14 protein-coding genes are annotated in these 16,891 nt (G+C 69.9%); 8 read left to right on the plus strand and 6 right to left on the minus strand.

Annotation, left to right across the window (positions count from 1 at the left end; translation table 11 throughout):
* Positions 1-11: 11 nt before the first annotated feature.
* Complete coding sequence (locus O4H32_RS11400) at positions 12-1,493, minus strand: M48 family metalloprotease (RefSeq protein WP_269359274.1); 1,482 nt, start codon at positions 1,491-1,493, stop codon at positions 12-14.
* A gap of 31 nt (positions 1,494-1,524) precedes the next feature.
* Positions 1,525-2,379, minus strand: coding sequence for a cytochrome c oxidase assembly protein (locus O4H32_RS11405; protein WP_269359348.1), 855 nt, complete (start codon positions 2,377-2,379; stop codon positions 1,525-1,527).
* 82 nt (positions 2,380-2,461) lie between these two features.
* On the opposite strand from O4H32_RS11405, the gene O4H32_RS11410 reads away from it, so the two are divergent.
* The 7 genes from O4H32_RS11410 to recQ all read left to right on the plus strand — a co-directional run bounded on the left by O4H32_RS11410 (position 2,462) and on the right by recQ (position 9,716).
* Entirely contained in the window at positions 2,462-3,613 is a 1,152-nt protein-coding gene (locus O4H32_RS11410; RefSeq protein ID WP_269359275.1) for a Rossmann-fold NAD(P)-binding domain-containing protein, read from the plus strand.
* Positions 3,614-3,657: 44 nt separating this feature from the next.
* Positions 3,658-4,668: a tRNA dihydrouridine synthase DusB gene (gene dusB, locus O4H32_RS11415; RefSeq protein ID WP_269359350.1), complete on the plus strand. Its 1,011-nt coding sequence runs from the start codon at positions 3,658-3,660 to the stop codon at positions 4,666-4,668.
* An 18-nt stretch (positions 4,669-4,686) separates the two neighbouring features.
* On the plus strand, positions 4,687-4,926 hold the full coding sequence (locus tag O4H32_RS11420; RefSeq protein ID WP_269359276.1) for a helix-turn-helix domain-containing protein: 240 nt from the start codon (positions 4,687-4,689) through the stop codon (positions 4,924-4,926).
* Positions 4,927-4,976: 50 nt separating this feature from the next.
* Positions 4,977-6,572: a bifunctional phosphoribosylaminoimidazolecarboxamide formyltransferase/IMP cyclohydrolase gene (purH, locus tag O4H32_RS11425; protein ID WP_269359277.1), complete on the plus strand. Its 1,596-nt coding sequence runs from the start codon at positions 4,977-4,979 to the stop codon at positions 6,570-6,572.
* A gap of 13 nt (positions 6,573-6,585) precedes the next feature.
* Positions 6,586-7,134, plus strand: coding sequence for a crossover junction endodeoxyribonuclease RuvC (gene ruvC / locus O4H32_RS11430; protein WP_269359278.1), 549 nt, complete (start codon positions 6,586-6,588; stop codon positions 7,132-7,134).
* 61 nt (positions 7,135-7,195) lie between these two features.
* Positions 7,196-7,780 (plus strand): Holliday junction branch migration protein RuvA, encoded by a 585-nt coding sequence (gene ruvA / locus O4H32_RS11435; RefSeq protein ID WP_269359279.1) that lies wholly within the window; start codon positions 7,196-7,198, stop codon positions 7,778-7,780.
* Between the two features lie 61 nt (positions 7,781-7,841).
* Positions 7,842-9,716, plus strand: coding sequence for a DNA helicase RecQ (recQ, locus tag O4H32_RS11440; protein WP_407932652.1), 1,875 nt, complete (start codon positions 7,842-7,844; stop codon positions 9,714-9,716).
* Positions 9,717-9,728: 12 nt separating this feature from the next.
* Here recQ and ruvB read toward each other — a convergent pair whose 3' ends face one another.
* The 4 genes from ruvB to O4H32_RS11460 form a co-directional block, all read right to left on the minus strand.
* Positions 9,729-10,790 (minus strand): Holliday junction branch migration DNA helicase RuvB, encoded by a 1,062-nt coding sequence (ruvB, locus tag O4H32_RS11445; RefSeq protein WP_269359281.1) that lies wholly within the window; start codon positions 10,788-10,790, stop codon positions 9,729-9,731.
* 89 nt (positions 10,791-10,879) lie between these two features.
* Positions 10,880-12,601: a ClcB-like voltage-gated chloride channel protein gene (locus O4H32_RS11450; protein WP_269359282.1), complete on the minus strand. Its 1,722-nt coding sequence runs from the start codon at positions 12,599-12,601 to the stop codon at positions 10,880-10,882.
* Positions 12,602-12,623: 22 nt separating this feature from the next.
* Entirely contained in the window at positions 12,624-13,673 is a 1,050-nt protein-coding gene (locus tag O4H32_RS11455) for a cytochrome d ubiquinol oxidase subunit II (protein WP_269359283.1), read from the minus strand.
* A complete protein-coding gene (locus tag O4H32_RS11460) occupies positions 13,670-15,004 on the minus strand; it encodes a cytochrome ubiquinol oxidase subunit I (RefSeq protein WP_269359284.1) in 1,335 nt (444 codons plus the stop codon). Before O4H32_RS11460 ends, O4H32_RS11455 begins: the two co-directional genes overlap by 4 nt.
* A gap of 130 nt (positions 15,005-15,134) precedes the next feature.
* Between O4H32_RS11460 and O4H32_RS11465 the strand changes: the two genes are divergently transcribed.
* Entirely contained in the window at positions 15,135-16,886 is a 1,752-nt protein-coding gene (locus tag O4H32_RS11465) for a glutamine--tRNA ligase/YqeY domain fusion protein (protein ID WP_269359285.1), read from the plus strand.
* Positions 16,887-16,891: the final 5 nt, after the last annotated feature.

Genomic DNA, 16,891 nt, shown 5'->3' on the forward strand with positions numbered 1-16,891 from the left:
CCGATCGCTGGCTATTTCTTGAAAGGCTCCAGCAGCGCGCGCTGGTTGTCCAGGCGTTCGCGCAACGCACGGATGCGCATGTCCAGCCGCGACTGGACATAGAAGTCCTTCGAAAGGGTGCGCGCCTGTCGCAGATGCTCGACCGCCGTGGGCAACGCGCCGGTCTGCTCGAAATAACTCGCCATGGCCTCATGGGCTTCGACCTCGCGCCCCAGGCGCTGCAGGCTGGCCGCCAGCAGCTTCTGGAATTCCGGCGTGTCCGGCCATTGCTCGACGGCGGCCTGGAGAAAAACGGCGGCGGCCTTGTCCTGGCCGGCCTTCTGCAGGGCGTGGGCGCGCGCTTCGGCCACCCCCTGGCTGTGGGGCCAGCGTTTCCAGGCGGTGGCCGAAACATCCACGGCGGCCGTCAGCCCCTGGGCGGCGGCCAGCCGGATCGCCAGCATGTCCAGTTGCGGCGCCGCCCCTGCGGCCTGCGCCCGTTCCAGTTGCGCGCGCGCGCCGGCCAGGTCGCCGTCCTCCTGGTCCAGCGAGGCCAGGCCGAACAGGGCGGCCGCCTGGCGCTGCCCCCGCAGATCACGCGCCTCGCCGTGCAAGGTCTGCCGCAAACGCTGCCGGTCGGCATGGTCGCGTGCCTGGATCAAGGCCAGCCGGGTGCGCACGAACCAGAATTCGGGATCGGGCTTCACCGCCGCGGAAGGCTGGCCTTCGATCCGGTTTTCGATGTCCGACAGGCGCTGGATGGACAACGGGTGGGTCGAAGCGTAGCCGCCGCCCGTGCCCTCGTTCAGACGCGAGGCATTCATCAGGCGGCGGAACATGGCCAGCATGCCCTGGGGATCGAAACCCGCCTGACGCATCATCTGCAGCCCCGCCCGGTCGGCTTCCTGCTCGGCGCCCCGGGAGAAACCGAGCTGCCTGTCGATGGCCGCGGCCTGGCCGAAGGTGGCGACCCCCATGGCGAGATCGCCCTGGCCGGCCAGGGCCGCCAGCAGGGCGCCGATCAGGCTGGCCACCATGATGCCGGTGCCCTGGGACTGCTGGGCGATGCCCCGGGCGATGTGGCGCTGCATGACGTGACCGATTTCGTGCGCCAGGACGCTGGCCAGCTCGGATTCGCTCTGCGCACCGACCACCAGCCCGCTGTGGACACCGATGTAGCCGCCCGGCAGGGCGAAGGCGTTGATCGAGGGATCGCGCACGGCGAACACGGTGATGTCCTGGGCCAGGGCCTGGGGCGCATGGGCGGCCAGCCGGCGGCCGAGCGCGGTCAGGTACTGGTTCACATCCAGATCGTCGACATAGGTGGGATCCTGACGGCCCTGCTCCATGATGGCCTGGCCCAGGGTGCGCTCCACCGCGGGGGACAGTTCCGCCGACGAAACCGCGCCCATCGAGGGCAGCCCCATGGGCTGGCCCCAGGCGGACGGCACGCCGGCCGCCAGGGCGCCGGCCAGGCTCAGGCCCGCACCCGCGCGGCGCACCCAGGTCTTCATGGCGAATCCCGCATCCACGACTGTCGCCGTCTCAGGCCGCGCCCGCGGGCCGGGCCGCCGGACGCCGTCGGGGCTGCGGCAGGCGGTTGCGGGACGAAAGCCGCATCAGGGTGCCCAGCGCCACCAGCAGCCCGAAGGTCTCGATCAGGCCCGCCGGCACCCACATGATCAGCCCGCCGATCACCTGGTCGTCCAGCGCGCTGAAACCGGGCAACGCGCGGCCGCACAGGTCGAAAACAGGATAGATGTCATGCTCGGTGAAGACGATGACGGCTCCGGCGACCATCTGCGGCGCCATGGTGAAGACGGGTGAGAGAATCCGCCCGCCGGGCGACATCGCGGCGGGGGGGCGGGGCCGTCGGTCCAGGATGAGGTTCCAGTACATCAGCCCGGTGATCACCACCGCCCAGTTCATGAACCGATACAGCCGCCAGTCGAGCATGGAATAGAACTGCACGGTCGGCTCCAGCCAGACCAGCACCATCAGCAGAAACAGCAGGGGCACCAGCCAGCGATGCGTCGCCAGGGATTCCAGGACGCGCACGGGGCCGGCTCGGCGTGCCGCAGCCAGCCGCACCCGCCAGGCCAGGGGCAGACCGGCGCGCATGACCTGTCCGGGATAGGCGCTCATGACCAGCAGCGGCCCCAGATGATGCAGGACCAGGTGCTGCAGGCGGTGGATGAAGAACATGCGCTCGGCGTAGTAGTCCAGTTGCGTATGCATGGACAGGTAAAGCATGATCCAGCCGAGCCAGAACAGCGACTGGCGCACGACCCCGACGCGATGGACACGGCGACCGCGCAGGAACAGCCACGCCGAGGCCACGAAGGCCAGCACTAGAGCGGGCGAGAATTCCCAAGGCTGCAGCCAGGCGAGCACGTCCATGACGGGCTGATTCATCCAGAATAATGCGATCCGGCTAGTTTAAAGCATTCTAAAATGGTCGTTTTTCGCCGTTCGAACAGCCATGGCCCCTCCGACCTACGACACCGCCATCCTGGGATCCGGCCCGGTCGGCTGCGCCCTGGCCCTGAGCCTGGCGGGCGCGGCCCCGGACCCCGCACGCATCGCACTGGTGGGCCCGGAACCCTCGCCACGTCCGGCCGGACAGGCCATCGATCCACGCGCCCTGGCCCTGAACCACGGCAGCCGCCGCTTCCTGGAAACCCTGGACGCCTGGCCGGCGCGCGCCGCCGACATCCTGACCGTGCACGTGTCACAGGCCGGACATCTGGGCCGCACCTTGATCGACCAGGCCGAGATGGGGGTTCCCCGACTGGGCTGCGTCGTGGCTTACGACGACCTCCTCGACACCTTGTACGCCGCTGTGCGGCGCGCCGGTGTTTCGCTGGTGCCGGAACGGCCGCGCCGGCCCCTGGCGGGCTCGCCCGTGCGGCTGCGGTTGGCGGACGGGCCGCGCAGCGCGCGCCTCGCGCTGCTGTCCGACGGCAGCCGGCCCCAGGGACTGCGCCGCGAATACGGCCAGCACGCCGTCCTGGCGACCGTTCGGTCCGACGCCCCGGTGCCGGGCCGCGCCTTCGAGCGCTTCACACGCACCGGCCCGCTGGCCCTGTTGCCGCATCCGGCCGGCAACGACCTCTACAGCCTGGTCTGGTGCGTGCCACCGGAACGCGCCCACGTCCTGCGCGACCTGCCGGACGCCGCATTCGACGCAACGCTGCAGACAGCCTTTGGCCATCGCCTGGGCCGTCTGCGCCGGGTGAGCGCGGCGCACGCATTCCCCCTGTCGCTGCACGCCGGCCCCAGCCTGCTGGGCCAAGGCCTGGTCGCCGTGGGCAACGCTGCCCAGACCTTGCATCCGGTCGCAGGCCAGGGGCTGAACCTGGGCCTGCGCGACGCGGCCCAGCTGACCCAGACGCTGCGGCCCTGGCTGGCGGCGCCGGAGGCCCCGGTCCAGCCCCTGCTGGAACGCCATGCCCGGCGTCGACGCGCGGACCGCGCGCTGACCCTGGGCATCACCGACACCTTGCCGCGACTTTTCGCCACGGCCAATCCGCTGGTGCGCCACGCCTGCGGCCTGGGCCTGGCCGCACTGGACCTGCTGCCCGCGCTGCGCAAGCCCCTGGCCCGCCACCTCCTGCAGGGTCAGCGCCTCTAGGCGCGCCGCGCAACTCCCGCACCGGACGACCTACAATGCCCGCCATGCGCATCGGATCCTGGACCCTGCCCCACCCCGTCTGCGTGGCTCCCATGGCGGGGGTCACCGACCGCCCCTACCGGCGCCTGTGCAAGGCGCTGGGGGCGGCCTACGCGGTATCGGAAATGGCGGCCAGCAACCCGCGCCTGTGGGACAGCGTCAAGACCGCGCGCCGCCTGAACCATGACGGCGAGCCCGACCCCGTGGCGGTACAGATCGCCGGGGCGGACCCCGACATGCTGGCCGAGGCGGCCGTATTCAACGTCCGCAAGGGCGCGCGCATCATCGACATCAACATGGGCTGTCCCGTGAAGAAAGTCTGCAACGTCGCCTCCGGTTCGGCGCTGCTGCGCGACGAGGCCCTGGTCGCCCGCATCCTGGACCGCGTGGTGTCCGCCTGCGCTCCGCTGGGCGTGCCGGTCACCCTGAAGACGCGCACCGGCTGGGACCGCGACAGCCGCAACGCCGTGCGCATCGCCCGCCTGGCGGAGGACTGCGGCATCGCCGCCCTGACGCTGCACGGGCGCACACGATGCGACCTGTACACAGGACAAGCCGAATACGACACCCTGCGCGAAGTCCGCCGGGAGATCCGCATTCCGCTGATCGCCAACGGCGACATCGACTCGCCCGAGAAAGCCCGACGCGTCCTGGATTACACTGGAGCCGACGCCATCATGGTCGGCCGCGCCGCCCAGGGACGGCCCTGGATCTTCCGCGAGATCGCCCATTACCTGGCCCACGGCACTCACCTGCCGCCGCCCACCTACGGCGAACTGCGCGAACACCTGCTGGGCCACCTGGACGACCACTACGCCTTCTACGGCGAACACACCGGCGTACGCAGCGCCCGCAAGCACATTGGCTGGTATCTGGCCGATCTGCCGGGTGCGGACACGCTGCTGCCGCGCATCATGGCGCTGGAAAGCACGGCGCAGCAGTCCGACGCACTGCGGCGGTGGTTCGACGAGCAGCCTGACGACGCCGTCCTCGAACCCGCGCCTTCCCACCACTGATTTTCCGACCGATCCGACATGAGCACCACCACCCCCCTGGAACACGCTGTCCGCGAACAGCTCGAACGCTATTTCGAAGACCTGGGCGACTCGACTCCGCACGACATGCTCTCCATGGTCGGCCTGTGCGTCGAGCGCACCGTCCTGGAAGTCGCGCTGGAACGCACCGGGGGCAACCAGACGCGCGCGGCCGACATGCTCGGCATCACGCGCGGCACCCTGCGCAAGAAACTCCAGACGCACCAGATCCAGGCCTGAGGCGCCGCGGCGCCCGCCTGCCCGTTTTCCTTTTCTTTTCCGCCGCCGACATGACCATCCAGACCGCACTGATCTCCGTGTCCGATAAATCGGGCATCGTCGAATTCGCCCAGGCCCTCGCCCAGCGCGGGGTTTCCCTCCTGTCCACCGGCGGCACCGCCCGCCTGCTGGCCGACGCCGGCCTGAACGTCACCGAGGTCGCCGCCCACACCGGCTCGCCGGAAATCCTGGATGGCCGGGTCAAGACCCTGCATCCGCGCATTCACGGCGGCCTGCTGGCGCGTCGCGACGATCCCGCCCACCTGCGCACGCTGCAGGAGCAGGACATCCCCCCCATCGATCTGCTGGTGGTCAACCTGTACCCCTTCCAGCAAACCGTGGCGAAGCCGGACTGCGTCCTGGCCGACGCCATCGAAAACATCGACATCGGCGGCCCGGCCATGCTGCGCTCGGCGGCGAAGAACCACGGTTCCCCGACCGGCGGCGGCGTCACTGTGGTGATCGACCCGGCCGACTACCCGCGTGTGCTGGCGGACATGGACGGTCCGTCCCGCCAGCCGTCCTACGGCCTGCGTCTGGAACTGGCCGCCAAGGTCTATGCCCATACCGCCGCCTATGACGGCGCCATCGCCGCCTATCTCAGCAGCCTGGCGGCGCGGGAACCCGAGCCCGCCGAAGTGCCGGAACGCGAGACCTGGCCGCGCGTGCTGACCGTGCAGATGCGCCGCGAACAGGCCCTGCGCTACGGCGAAAACCCGCACCAGGGCGCCGCCTTCTACCGCGACGCACAAGTCGGCGCGGGCCTGCTGGCCGGATACCGCCAGATCCAGGGCAAGGAACTGTCCTACAACAACATCGCCGACGCGGACGCGGCCTGGGAATGCGTGCGCAGCTTCCAGACCGGCGCCTGCGTCATCGTCAAACACGCCAACCCCTGCGGCGTGGCCCTGGGCGCCGATGCGCTGGCCGCCTACCGCCAGGCCTTCAAGACAGATCCGACCTCCGCCTTCGGCGGCATCATCGCCTTCAACACGCCGGTCGACGAGACCGCCGCCCAGGCTGTCTCCGAACAGTTCCTGGAAGTCCTGATCGCCCCGGCCTACACCGGCGCCGCCCTGAGCCTGCTGGCCGCGAAGAAGAACGTGCGCGTGCTGCAGGTCCCGCTGGGCACGGCCCACAACCCCTATGACATCAAGCGCGTCGGCGGCGGCTGGCTGGCGCAGGATCCGGACATCCTCCAGGCCACCGAAGCCGATGTGCGCGTCGTCACCCGCCTGGCGCCCACCGCCGAACAGATGCGCGACCTGCTCTTCGCCTGGAACGTCGCCCGCTTCGTGAAATCCAACGCCATCGTGTTCTGCGGTCAGGGCATGACCCTGGGCGTGGGCGCCGGCCAGATGAGCCGCATCGATTCGGCGCGCATCGCCTCGATCAAGGCCGAAAAAGCGGGCCTGACGCTGGCGGGCTCCGCAGTCGCCTCCGACGCCTTCTTCCCGTTCCGCGACGGCCTGGACGTGGTCGCCGACGCGGGCGCGGCCTGCGTCATCCAGCCGGGCGGCAGCATCCGGGACGACGAAGTCATCGCGGCCGCCGACGAACGCGGCATCGCCATGGTCTTCACCGGCGCCCGCCACTTCCGCCATTGATCGGCCGGCGCCGATGATCATCCTGGGAGTCGATCCGGGCTTGCGACGCACGGGTTTCGGCGCGATCGAAGTCCAGGGCGCGCGGCTGCGCTACGTGGCCAGCGGCACCATCGTCGTGCCGCCCGCCCTGCCCCTGCACGGCCGTCTCAAGGTCATCCTGGACAATCTGCGCGAGGTCGCCCGCGACGTCCGTCCCGACCAGGCGGCGCTGGAAAAGGTCTTCCTGAACGCCAACCCGGCCTCCACCCTGTTGCTGGGCCAGGCGCGCGGCGCGGCGCTGTGCGCCCTGGCCGACTGCGGCCTGGACGTCCAGGAATACACCGCGCTGCAGATCAAGAAGGCCGTTGTCGGTACCGGCCGCGCCAGCAAGGAACAGATCCAGACCATGGTGCGCCATCTGCTCTCGCTGGACGGCGAGCCCGCCCCCGACGCCGCCGACGCGCTGGCCTGCGCCATCTGCCATGCCCATTGCGCGCCCCTGGCCGGACGATTGCAGGCACTGGCGCCCGAGACCTTGTCTACGGGCCGACGGCGACTGCGCACCGGACGGCTGGTGTCCTGATGGACAGCGACACCCTCCCGCGGCACGCCCCCCGCACCCACCCCGAACGACGGAGTCCGCCATGATCGGCCGCATCACCGGCACCTTGATCGAATCGTCCCCCCCCACGGTCTGCGTCCAGGCCGGCGGCCTGGGCTACGAGATCGACGTGCCCATGAGCACGCTCTACAAGCTGCCCCCCGCGGGCCAGACCGTGACCCTGCACACCCACCTGGCGATCCGCGAGGACGCCCATGTGCTGTACGGCTTCGCCACGCCGGCCGAGCGCGCCGCCTTCCGGGCGCTGATCAAGGTCAGCGGCATCGGCGCGCGCACCGCGCTGGCCGTGCTCTCGGGCCTGAGCGTGGACGATCTGGCCGACGCGGTCGAACGCCAGGAATCCGGCCGACTGGTGAAAGTGCCCGGCATCGGCAAAAAGACCGCCGAGCGCCTGCTGCTCGAACTGCGCGACAAGCTTGGCGCCATGCCGGGCACGGCGCGGCCGGACGGGTCGCCGTCCGCCGCCGGCGGCAACGATGTGCTCAACGCCCTGGAGGCCCTGGGCTATTCCGCCGCCGAGGCCCGCCGCGCCATGAGCGCCCTGCCGGAGGGGCTGAGCGTGTCCGAAGGCATCCGTCAGGCCCTGAAGGCCTTGGCGCGAGGCTGAGGCCGGAACCGGCATGCACGACGAGGATCCGATCCCCTTCTGGGACGAGGACGGCCGGCCGATGGACTTCCCGGACAGCGGCCGCCGCTCGCCGCCGTCCGTGGAACCGTCGCGCTACGCGAACGCCCTGGAAGCCCTGCGCGAAGTCTTCGGCTACGACGCCTTCCGCGGCGAACAGCAGGCCGTCATCGAGCACATCATCGGCGGCGGGGATGCGCTGGTGCTGATGCCCACGGGGGGCGGCAAGTCCCTGTGCTACCAGATCCCGTCCCTGGTGCGCCCGGGCACGGGCGTGGTCATCTCGCCGCTGATCGCCCTGATGCAGGATCAGGTCGACGCGCTGCTGGAACTGGGCGTGCGCGCCGCCTTCCTGAATTCGTCGCAGACGCCCGGCCAGGCCCGCGAGGTCGAGCGCGCTTTTCTGCGCGGCGAACTGGATCTGCTGTACGTAGCCCCGGAACGCCTGCTGACCCCCCGCTGCCTGGACATGCTGGATGGCGGGCGCGTCGCCCTGTTCGCCATCGACGAGGCGCACTGCGTGTCCCAGTGGGGACACGACTTCCGGCCGGAATACCAGGAACTGAAGCTGCTGGCCGAGCGCTGGCCCGGCGTGCCGCGCGTCGCCCTGACCGCCACCGCCACCGCCGCCACGCGCACCGACATCGTCGCCTGCCTGTCGCTGGACGAAGCCCCCCAGTTCGTCGCCAGTTTCGACCGGCCCAACATCCGCTACCGCATCGTCGAAAAGCACGAGGTGCGGCGCCAGTTGCTGGACTTCATCCGCGCCGAGCACGCCGGGGAATGCGGCATCGTCTATGCCCTGTCGCGCGCGCGTGTCGAACAGACGGCGGAATTCCTGGCACGCAGCGGCATCGACGCCCTGCCCTACCATGCCGGCCTGGACGCCCGGACACGCGCCGAACACCAGGCGCGCTTCCTGCGCGAGGACGGCATCGTCATGGTCGCCACCATCGCCTTCGGCATGGGCGTCAACAAACCCGACGTGCGTTTCGTCGCCCATATCGACCTGCCCAAGTCCGTCGAAGGCTACTACCAGGAGACCGGACGCGCGGGGCGCGACGGCCTGCCCGCCGACGCCTGGCTGGCCTACGGCCTGCAGGACGTGGTGCAGCAGCGGCGCATGATCGACGATTCGGACGGCAACGCCCTGCACCAGCGCCGCCAGATGCGGCAACTGGATGCCATGCTGGCCCTGTGCGAGACCGTCACCTGCCGGCGCCAGGATCTGCTGGCCTATTTCGGCCAGACGATCGAACCCTGCGGCAACTGCGACACCTGCCTGGAGCCGCCCGCCGCCTGGGACGGCACCGTGGCCGTGCAAAAGCTGCTGTCGACCGTCTATCGCCTGATGCGCGAGCGCGGACAACGATTCGGCGGCGGTCACCTGATCGACATCCTGCGCGGCCAGATGACCGATCGCGTCAAGCAGCAAGGGCACGACACGCTCAGCGTCTTCGGCGTGGGCGAGAACCTGTCGGTGGACGCCTGGCGCGGCATCCTGCGCCAGGCGCTGGCCCTGGGCCTGCTGACGGTGGACCTGGAAGGCTACGGCACCCTGGCGCTGACCGAGGCCAGCCGCGCGGTGCTGAAGGGCGAGCGCACCCTGATGCTGCGCCCCGTGGCGACCAAGCGCGCCAAGCCAGGCCGCCAGCGCACGACCACGGCGGCGCAACTGGACGCCCTGCCGCCCGATGCCCTGGCGCGCTTCGAGCACCTGCGCGCCTGGCGCGCGCGCACGGCGCGCGAACACAATGTGCCGGCCTACGTGATCTTTCACGACGCCACGCTGCGGGAGATCGCCTTGCGCAACCCCGACAGTCTGGACGCCCTGTCCGGCGTCAGCGGCGTGGGCGCGCGCAAGCTGGAAACCTACGGCCCCGATGTGGTGGCCTGCGTGGGGCAGATCCGGGATTGACGCGGCGGAACGCTAGAACAGTTCCGGCTCCGCACCGCCCGCCGGGGCCTTCAACCCAAGGTGCAGCCAGCAGCGACGCGTGGCCATGCGGCCGCGCGGGGTGCGCTGCAGGTAGCCGTGCTGGATCAGGTAGGGCTCGATGACATCCTCGATCGTGTCGCGTTCCTCGCCGATGGCGGCGGCCAGGCTGTCCACGCCCACGGGGCCGCCGTCGAATTTGTGCACGATGGCTTCGAGCAGTTTGCGGTCCATCAGGTCCAGACCCTGGGGATCGACTTCCAGCATGGCCAGCGCCGCCTGGGCGGTGGCGGTGTCGATGCGCCCGCCCGCGCGCACGTCGGCGTAGTCGCGCACCCGGCGCAGCAGGCGGTTGGCGATGCGCGGCGTGCCGCGCGAGCGGCGGGCGATCTCGGCGGCGCCGTCGTCGGTCGCATCCGCGCCCAGCAGGCCGGCGCTGCGCCGCACGATGTGGGCCAGTTCGTCGGCCGAATAGAACTCCAGCCGCGACACGATGCCGAAGCGGTCGCGCAGCGGATTGGTCAGCATGCCGGCGCGCGTGGTCGCCCCCACCAGGGTGAAGGGCTGCAGGTCGATTTTCACGCTGCGGGCGGCGGGGCCTTCGCCGATCAGGATGTCGATCTGGAAATCCTCCAGCGCGGGGTAGAGGATTTCCTCGACCACCGGCGACAGGCGGTGGATCTCGTCGATGAACAGGACGTCGTTGCGTTCCAGGTTGGTCAGCATGGCGGCCAGGTCGCCGGGGCGTTCCAGCACCGGACCGGAAGTCTGGCGCAACTGCACGCCCATTTCATGGGCCACGATGTGCGCCAGGGTGGTCTTGCCCAGGCCCGGCGGACCGAACAGCAGCACGTGGTCCAGCGATTCGCCGCGCTGTCGGGCCGCCGCGATGAAGATGTCCAGCTGTTCGCGCACCCGCCGCTGGCCGACGTAGTCGCCCAGGGACTTGGGCCGCAGGGCGCGTTCGACGGAGTCTTCGGCGCGCGAAGCCACGTCCGGCGTCACCAGACGGGGTTCGGGCGGGCGCGCCGAGAGGGAATCTGCTTGGATGGCCATGAAAAGACTGTGTCGATATCCAGTACCGGGATTATGCCATCCCTGCGGCACGTCCGGCCGTCACCACCGATCCCGGCGCGGCGACTCGCTCAGAAATCCCCCAGGGCCCGCTTCAATTGCGAATAGCGTTCCAGCAGATCGGACTTGTAGACCACCCCCAACAGCAAGGCGGGCCGGTCGCGGCTGATCACCGGCAGTCGTTCCCCCTGGAAGGCGCTGAACCGCGCCTGGGCCTCGTCCAGACTCAGGTCGGGATACAGGGGCCTGACGAAGTCCAGACGCAGCACCTCGCCGCAAGTCTTGGACTGCACGTCGGTCTCGGCCAGCATCATGCGGGTCAGATCCTGCTGGGCGATCACACCCTGCCAGGCGCCCTCGGCGTCGGTCACATACAGGTACTTCACCGGGTAGTCCAGGAACATCTCCTGGGCGCGGCGCACGGGCGCGTCCGTACGGATCACGGTTTCCGCCGGCCGCATCAGGCTATCCAGCCGGTCGTGGCGCAGACGCTGGCGCAGCGCCTGGTTGTCCTCGTGGCGCAGGGTGACCTGGTACATCACCGCCTGGGCCAGGCCGCGCGACACGAAATATGCCGCCACGCAGGCCAGCACCAGCGGCAGCACCATCTGGTAGCTGAGCGTCATCTCGAAGATCATCAGAATCGCCATGAAGGGCGCGCTGGTCGCGGATGCCAGGAAGGCCCCCATGCCGACCAGGGTCAGGACCGTGCCGTGGCCCGCCAGCGCGGGCCAGACATCCCCCAGCCCCTGGGCGAACAGCGTGCCCAGCGCCGCGCCGACGAACAGGGTCGGGGTGAACACCCCGCCCACGGCGCCCGAGCCGGCCGTGAGCGCCGTAGCCAGGACTTTGCACAGCAGGATCCACAACACCATCTGCCAGGCCTGGGGCTGGTGCAGCAGGGACACGACGACGCTATAGCCATTGCCCGCCATCTGCGGCATGCCGGTCAGCACGCCCCCCAGCAGCAACCCGCCCAGGGCCAGGCTCAGAGGCAGCGGCAGGCCGGCGCGCCCGAACAGCGACTTCACCCCGTGGATGCAACGCAGGAACTGCGGCGCCCCCACGCCGGCCAGGATGCCCAGGGCCAGGCTGGGCAGCAGCAGGGCCGCCGGCACGGCCTCCAGGCCGGGCATGGCGTAAAGCGCCACGTAGTGGCCGCTCAGCCGCATGAGCAGATTCGACACAGCGGCCGCCACCAGCAACGGGCCGAAATTCTGGAAAGACATGGACCCGAGGATGATCTCGCCCACGAACACGGCGCCGGCGATGGGCGCGCCGTAGGCGGCCGACACCCCGGCCGCCGCCCCGCAGGCCACCAGCAGGCGCAGGCGCGCCGTATCCGGGCGCAACAGCCGGCCCAGCACCGAGCCCCACAGGGCGGCCAGGTGCACCATGGCGCCCTCGCGGCCAATGGAGCCGCCCGTGGCGACCGTGCACAGGGAGGATAGTGAGCGCAGCAGGCCCTGGCGCACGGACATCCGCCCGTCGCCGATGGCCACGGCCTCCATATAGTCGGAATTCGCGTCACGCGACACGCGCCGGGCGGCCACCAGCAGCCCTCCGGCACACAGGCCGCCGATGGCGGGCGCCAGGAGCCGCAGCCACCAGGGCAGATCGCGCATCACTTCGGTGATGGCCCCCGAATGCCCGGCGAGCAGCCACTGGACCCCATGGATGCCGGCATGAAAGGCAATCGTCACCCCGGCGCCGCCGACGCCGGCCAGGGCCGCCCAGCACAGCATGGCGATCGCGCCGTCGGCCCGCAGGTGCAGATCCGGCCCCCTCATCATGAGGCCTCTCGGCGCCGCGCGCTCAAGGCCTGAAATCCGGCGGGCTGGGCGGCCGCGACCGGCCAAGCATGCGCCAGTACACCCAGAGATTGAAAATCAGCGCCACCGGCAGCGCAATCACGACGGCCGACAGGGCCAGGCGCAAGGTCGCCACCGGCGCGGCGGCGTCCCACAGCGTGATCTCGTCCAGCACCAGGTAGGGAAAGAAACTGTAGGCCAGGCCGCCCAGCACGATCAGCACGATCACCAGGACCAGGGCGTAAGGCAGGGCCGAGGCGCGATAGCTTTGGCTGATCATCCGCTGCAGCGTCATTTCCGTCAGGACGAAACACGCCAGCAGCGTGCTCCAGACCAGACCGACCGCCAGCCAGTGCGAACCGTCGCCCCATTTCAGGAACACCCCGGCGTTGGAAAAATCCAGCACCACCGACACGCCCACGGCGCCCACGGCGCCCCACCGCAAGGTGCGGCGAGCCCAGCCCACGGCGCGCACACGCAGTTCGCCCGCCTCGCGCATCATCAGCCAGGAAGCCCCCAGCAGGCTGTAGACCGCCACGGCGCATCCGCCCATCAGGACCGCGAAGCCGGTGTTGCCTCCGCCCGGCTGGTACGCCACCGCCACCCGCGCCAGGATATAGCCATGGGAAAACGCGACCAGCACGGCACCCGCGCCGAAGCCGAACTGCCAGCGACCCTGGTGCTCGACCGGCGCGCGCAAACGCCATTCGAAGCACACCGAGCGCAGCATCGTGCCCAGGGCCAGCAACGACAGCGGCAGATACAGGCGTCCCAGGGTCTGGGGCCAGGCATAGGGAAACGCCACCGCGAACAGCCCGACCCCGAGGAACACCCAGAATTCGTTGGCGTCGCGCCAGGGGCCCAGCAAAGACAGCATGCGCGGCCGCAAGGCGGGCGGCGCCACCAGGGACACGCAGCCCACACCGATATCGAAACCGTCCAGCAGCACGCCCGCCACGACAATGGCGAAGAACACGACGATCAGCGCCAGGGGAATCCAGAAGGCCGGGTCCTGGGCGCCCAGGCCCAGCAAGGCCGCGAGCGAATCGATCATGCGCGTCCCCGGTGACGGGCCACCGGCACCACACCGTAGCGGGTGGCGTGCCGCAGCAACTGGCGGAAACCCGCGGCCAGCGCGCCGTAGACCACGATCTGCAGGCACAGGACGACCCAGAGGACCCCTTCGCCCGCGTCCGTACCGATTTCGCGCAACGAAACCGTCCCCTGAATGGCATACGGCAGGCTGCCGACCAGCAGGTGGCCCCAACCCGCCGCCTGCAGGATCACGGCCAGCCAGGCCATGACCCGCAGGCCGACGCGGTCGACCCGCGTCAGGCTGTCGGGCTCATGGCCCAGACGGCGGCTCCGCCACAGCGCCCACGCGGCCATCACCACGAGTACGGCGGTCAGCAGCACGGCCAGGCGCGCCGACAGGTAGGTGGTCAGCAAGGGGGGCCGGATGCCCGCCAGATCGTTCAGCCCCCGTAAGGGCCCGGCGGCCGGCAACCGCACCCACTCGGGCCAATCGGACGGCCCTTGCAGACGCCAGGCGTCACGCCCCCGGGACGCATCCGGCCAGGCCGCCAGGGACAGGCGCGCCGGCGGCCCGCTGGTCCATTGCGGTACGACGGCCGCCACGCGCGCCGGCTGCAGCGGCAGCAGCTCGCGCGCCAGGACGGCCGCCAGCAGCGCCTGCAGCACCAGCGCCAGCAGCACCAGCCGCAGCCCCCAGGCATAGACGCTGCGATCGCCCGAATCGCTGGGACGGACCTCGGTGCGCCAGGCGGTCACGGCCAACATCAGCGTCGCGGCGAGCAGCAGACCGCCGGCCAGCAGCACCCCGAACAGCGCGGGCGCGAGACCGCCGACCAGCAATTCCAGCCAGTCCGTCACCCGATAGCGGCCCTCGGACAGGATGGCGCCCGCCGGCCACTGGAGCCAGGCCAGCAACGCGGCGAGCCACCAGGCCGTCAGCGACGTGCCCACCGCCACCATGCCCACGACCAACGTATGCGCCCGGTCGGACAGGGACCGCTGGCCATACAGCATGGCGCCAAGGAAACAGGATTTGAAAATGAAGGCCGTCAGCACCGCCATGCCCATCAACGGGCCCGCGACCTCGCCCGCCCGGTCCATGAACCCCGACCACAGTGTGCCCAACTGCAGCAGCAGCGGCAGACTGGCGGCGAAGCCGAGGATCAGGGACAGGGCGAACACACGGGCCCAGAAGCGATAAGCGAGCAGCGCCGCCTGGCTGCGGCCGGCGAACAGCCGGAAGCCGAACAACACCCAGGCCAGGCCCAGTTCCAGCGCCAGGAAGAACAGCACGAATCCCAGGCTCAGATAAAACTGGGACAGCGACAGAACCCATGCGGTTTGCGTCATAATGTGCGCTAGTTTATATGAACCCCCTTCGAGCCTGTACGCCTTTCGCGGCCCCAGCCGGCCGGCCCCCGCGCGAACATGGCAAAATGCCCGTTTACCTTCCCGCCCCAGGGGCTCGTATCCTCGCACCATGACCACTGATTCCGCGCCCGCCTCGAATTTCCTGCGCACCCTCATCGACAATGACCTGAAATCGGGTCGATACCAGGACAGGCAATGGGCGCCCCCGCCCTGCCCGGCCGAAGTCCGACGCGCCGGCGCGCCCGACCCCGCCCGCATCCGCACCCGCTTCCCCCCCGAACCCAACGGCTACCTGCACATCGGCCACGCCAAGAGCATTTGCCTGAACTTCGGCCTGGCGCGCGACTACCAGGGCATCTGCCATCTGCGTTTCGACGACACCAACCCTGAAAAGGAAGAGGACGAATACGTCCACGCCATCATCGACATGGTGCGCTGGCTGGGTTTCGACTGGACGCAGGGCGGCGTGGAACACTGCTTCTATGCCAGCGACTACTTCGAGACCCTGTACCGCTTCGCCGAGGCCCTGGTGCAGGCCGGCCACGCCTACGTGGACGAACAGTCGGCCGATGAAATGCGCGCCACGCGCGGCACGCTGACGGAACCGGGCACGGATTCGCCCTGGCGCAACCGCCCCGCCGCCGAATCCCTGGCGCTGCTGCGCGACATGCGCGCCGGAAAATTTCCTGACGGACGCATGGCCCTGCGCGCGCGCATCGACATGGCCTCGCCCAATATCAACCTGCGCGACCCGGTCCTCTACCGCATCCGCCACGCCACCCACCACCGCACCGGCGACGCCTGGCGCATCTATCCCATGTACGCCTGGGCGCACCCGGTCGAGGACGCCCTGGAAGGCATCACGCACAGCATCTGCACGCTCGAATTCGAGGACCAGCGTCCCTTCTACGACTGGATTCTGGAACGCCTGGCCGAACTGGGCCAACTGGCCGCGCCGCTGCCGCGCCAGCACGAATTCGCGCGGCTGAATCTGAGCTACGTCGTCACCAGCAAGCGCAAGCTGCGCCAGCTGGTCCTGGAAGGACACGTCGCCGGCTGGGACGATCCCCGCCTGCCGACCCTGGCCGGCCTGCGCCGCCGGGGCTACACGCCCGGCTCCATCCGCCTGTTCTGCGAGCGCCTGGGCGTGTCCAAGGCCGACTCCCGCATCGACTACGGCATCCTTGAACAAGCCCTGCGCGACGATCTCGACCCTGTCGCCGCGCGCGCCGTGGCCGTGCTCGATCCGCTCAAGCTCATCATCACGAATTTTCCGGAAAACCACGAAGAACCCTGCTCCGCGCCGCTGAACCCGCACGAACCCGAAGGCGCCCGGCGCAGCTTCCCCTTCACGCGGGAACTCTGGATCGAACGCGACGACTTCCGCGAGGAACCCCCCAAAAAATACTTCCGCCTGTTCCCGGGCAACCTGGTTCGCCTGAAATATGGCTACATCGTGCGCTGCACCGGCTGCGTCAAGAACGCGCAGGGCGAGATCGTCGAAGTCCATGCCGAATACCTGCCCGACACCCGCAGCGGCACGCCGGGCGCCGACGCCGTCAAGGTCAAGGGCACCGTCACCTGGGTCAGCGCGGCCCACGCGGTACCCGCCGAGATCCGCCTGTACGACCGTCTGTTCACCGAGCCGCACCCCGACGGGGGCGACCGCGACTTCCTGCGGGCGCTCAACCCCGAATCGTGCCGGGTGGTGGACGCCTGGCTGGAACCGGGGACACGCGCCGAACCCGGCGCGACCTGGCAATTCGAGCGCCTGGGCTATTTCGTCGCAGACCGCGAGGACTCGACGCCCGAACGTCCGGTGATCAACCGCGCCGTCACGCTGCGCGACACCTGGGTCTGAACCGC

This window comes from Castellaniella denitrificans (assembly GCF_027214045.1).
GTDB lineage: Bacteria > Pseudomonadota > Gammaproteobacteria > Burkholderiales > Burkholderiaceae_B > Castellaniella > Castellaniella denitrificans_A.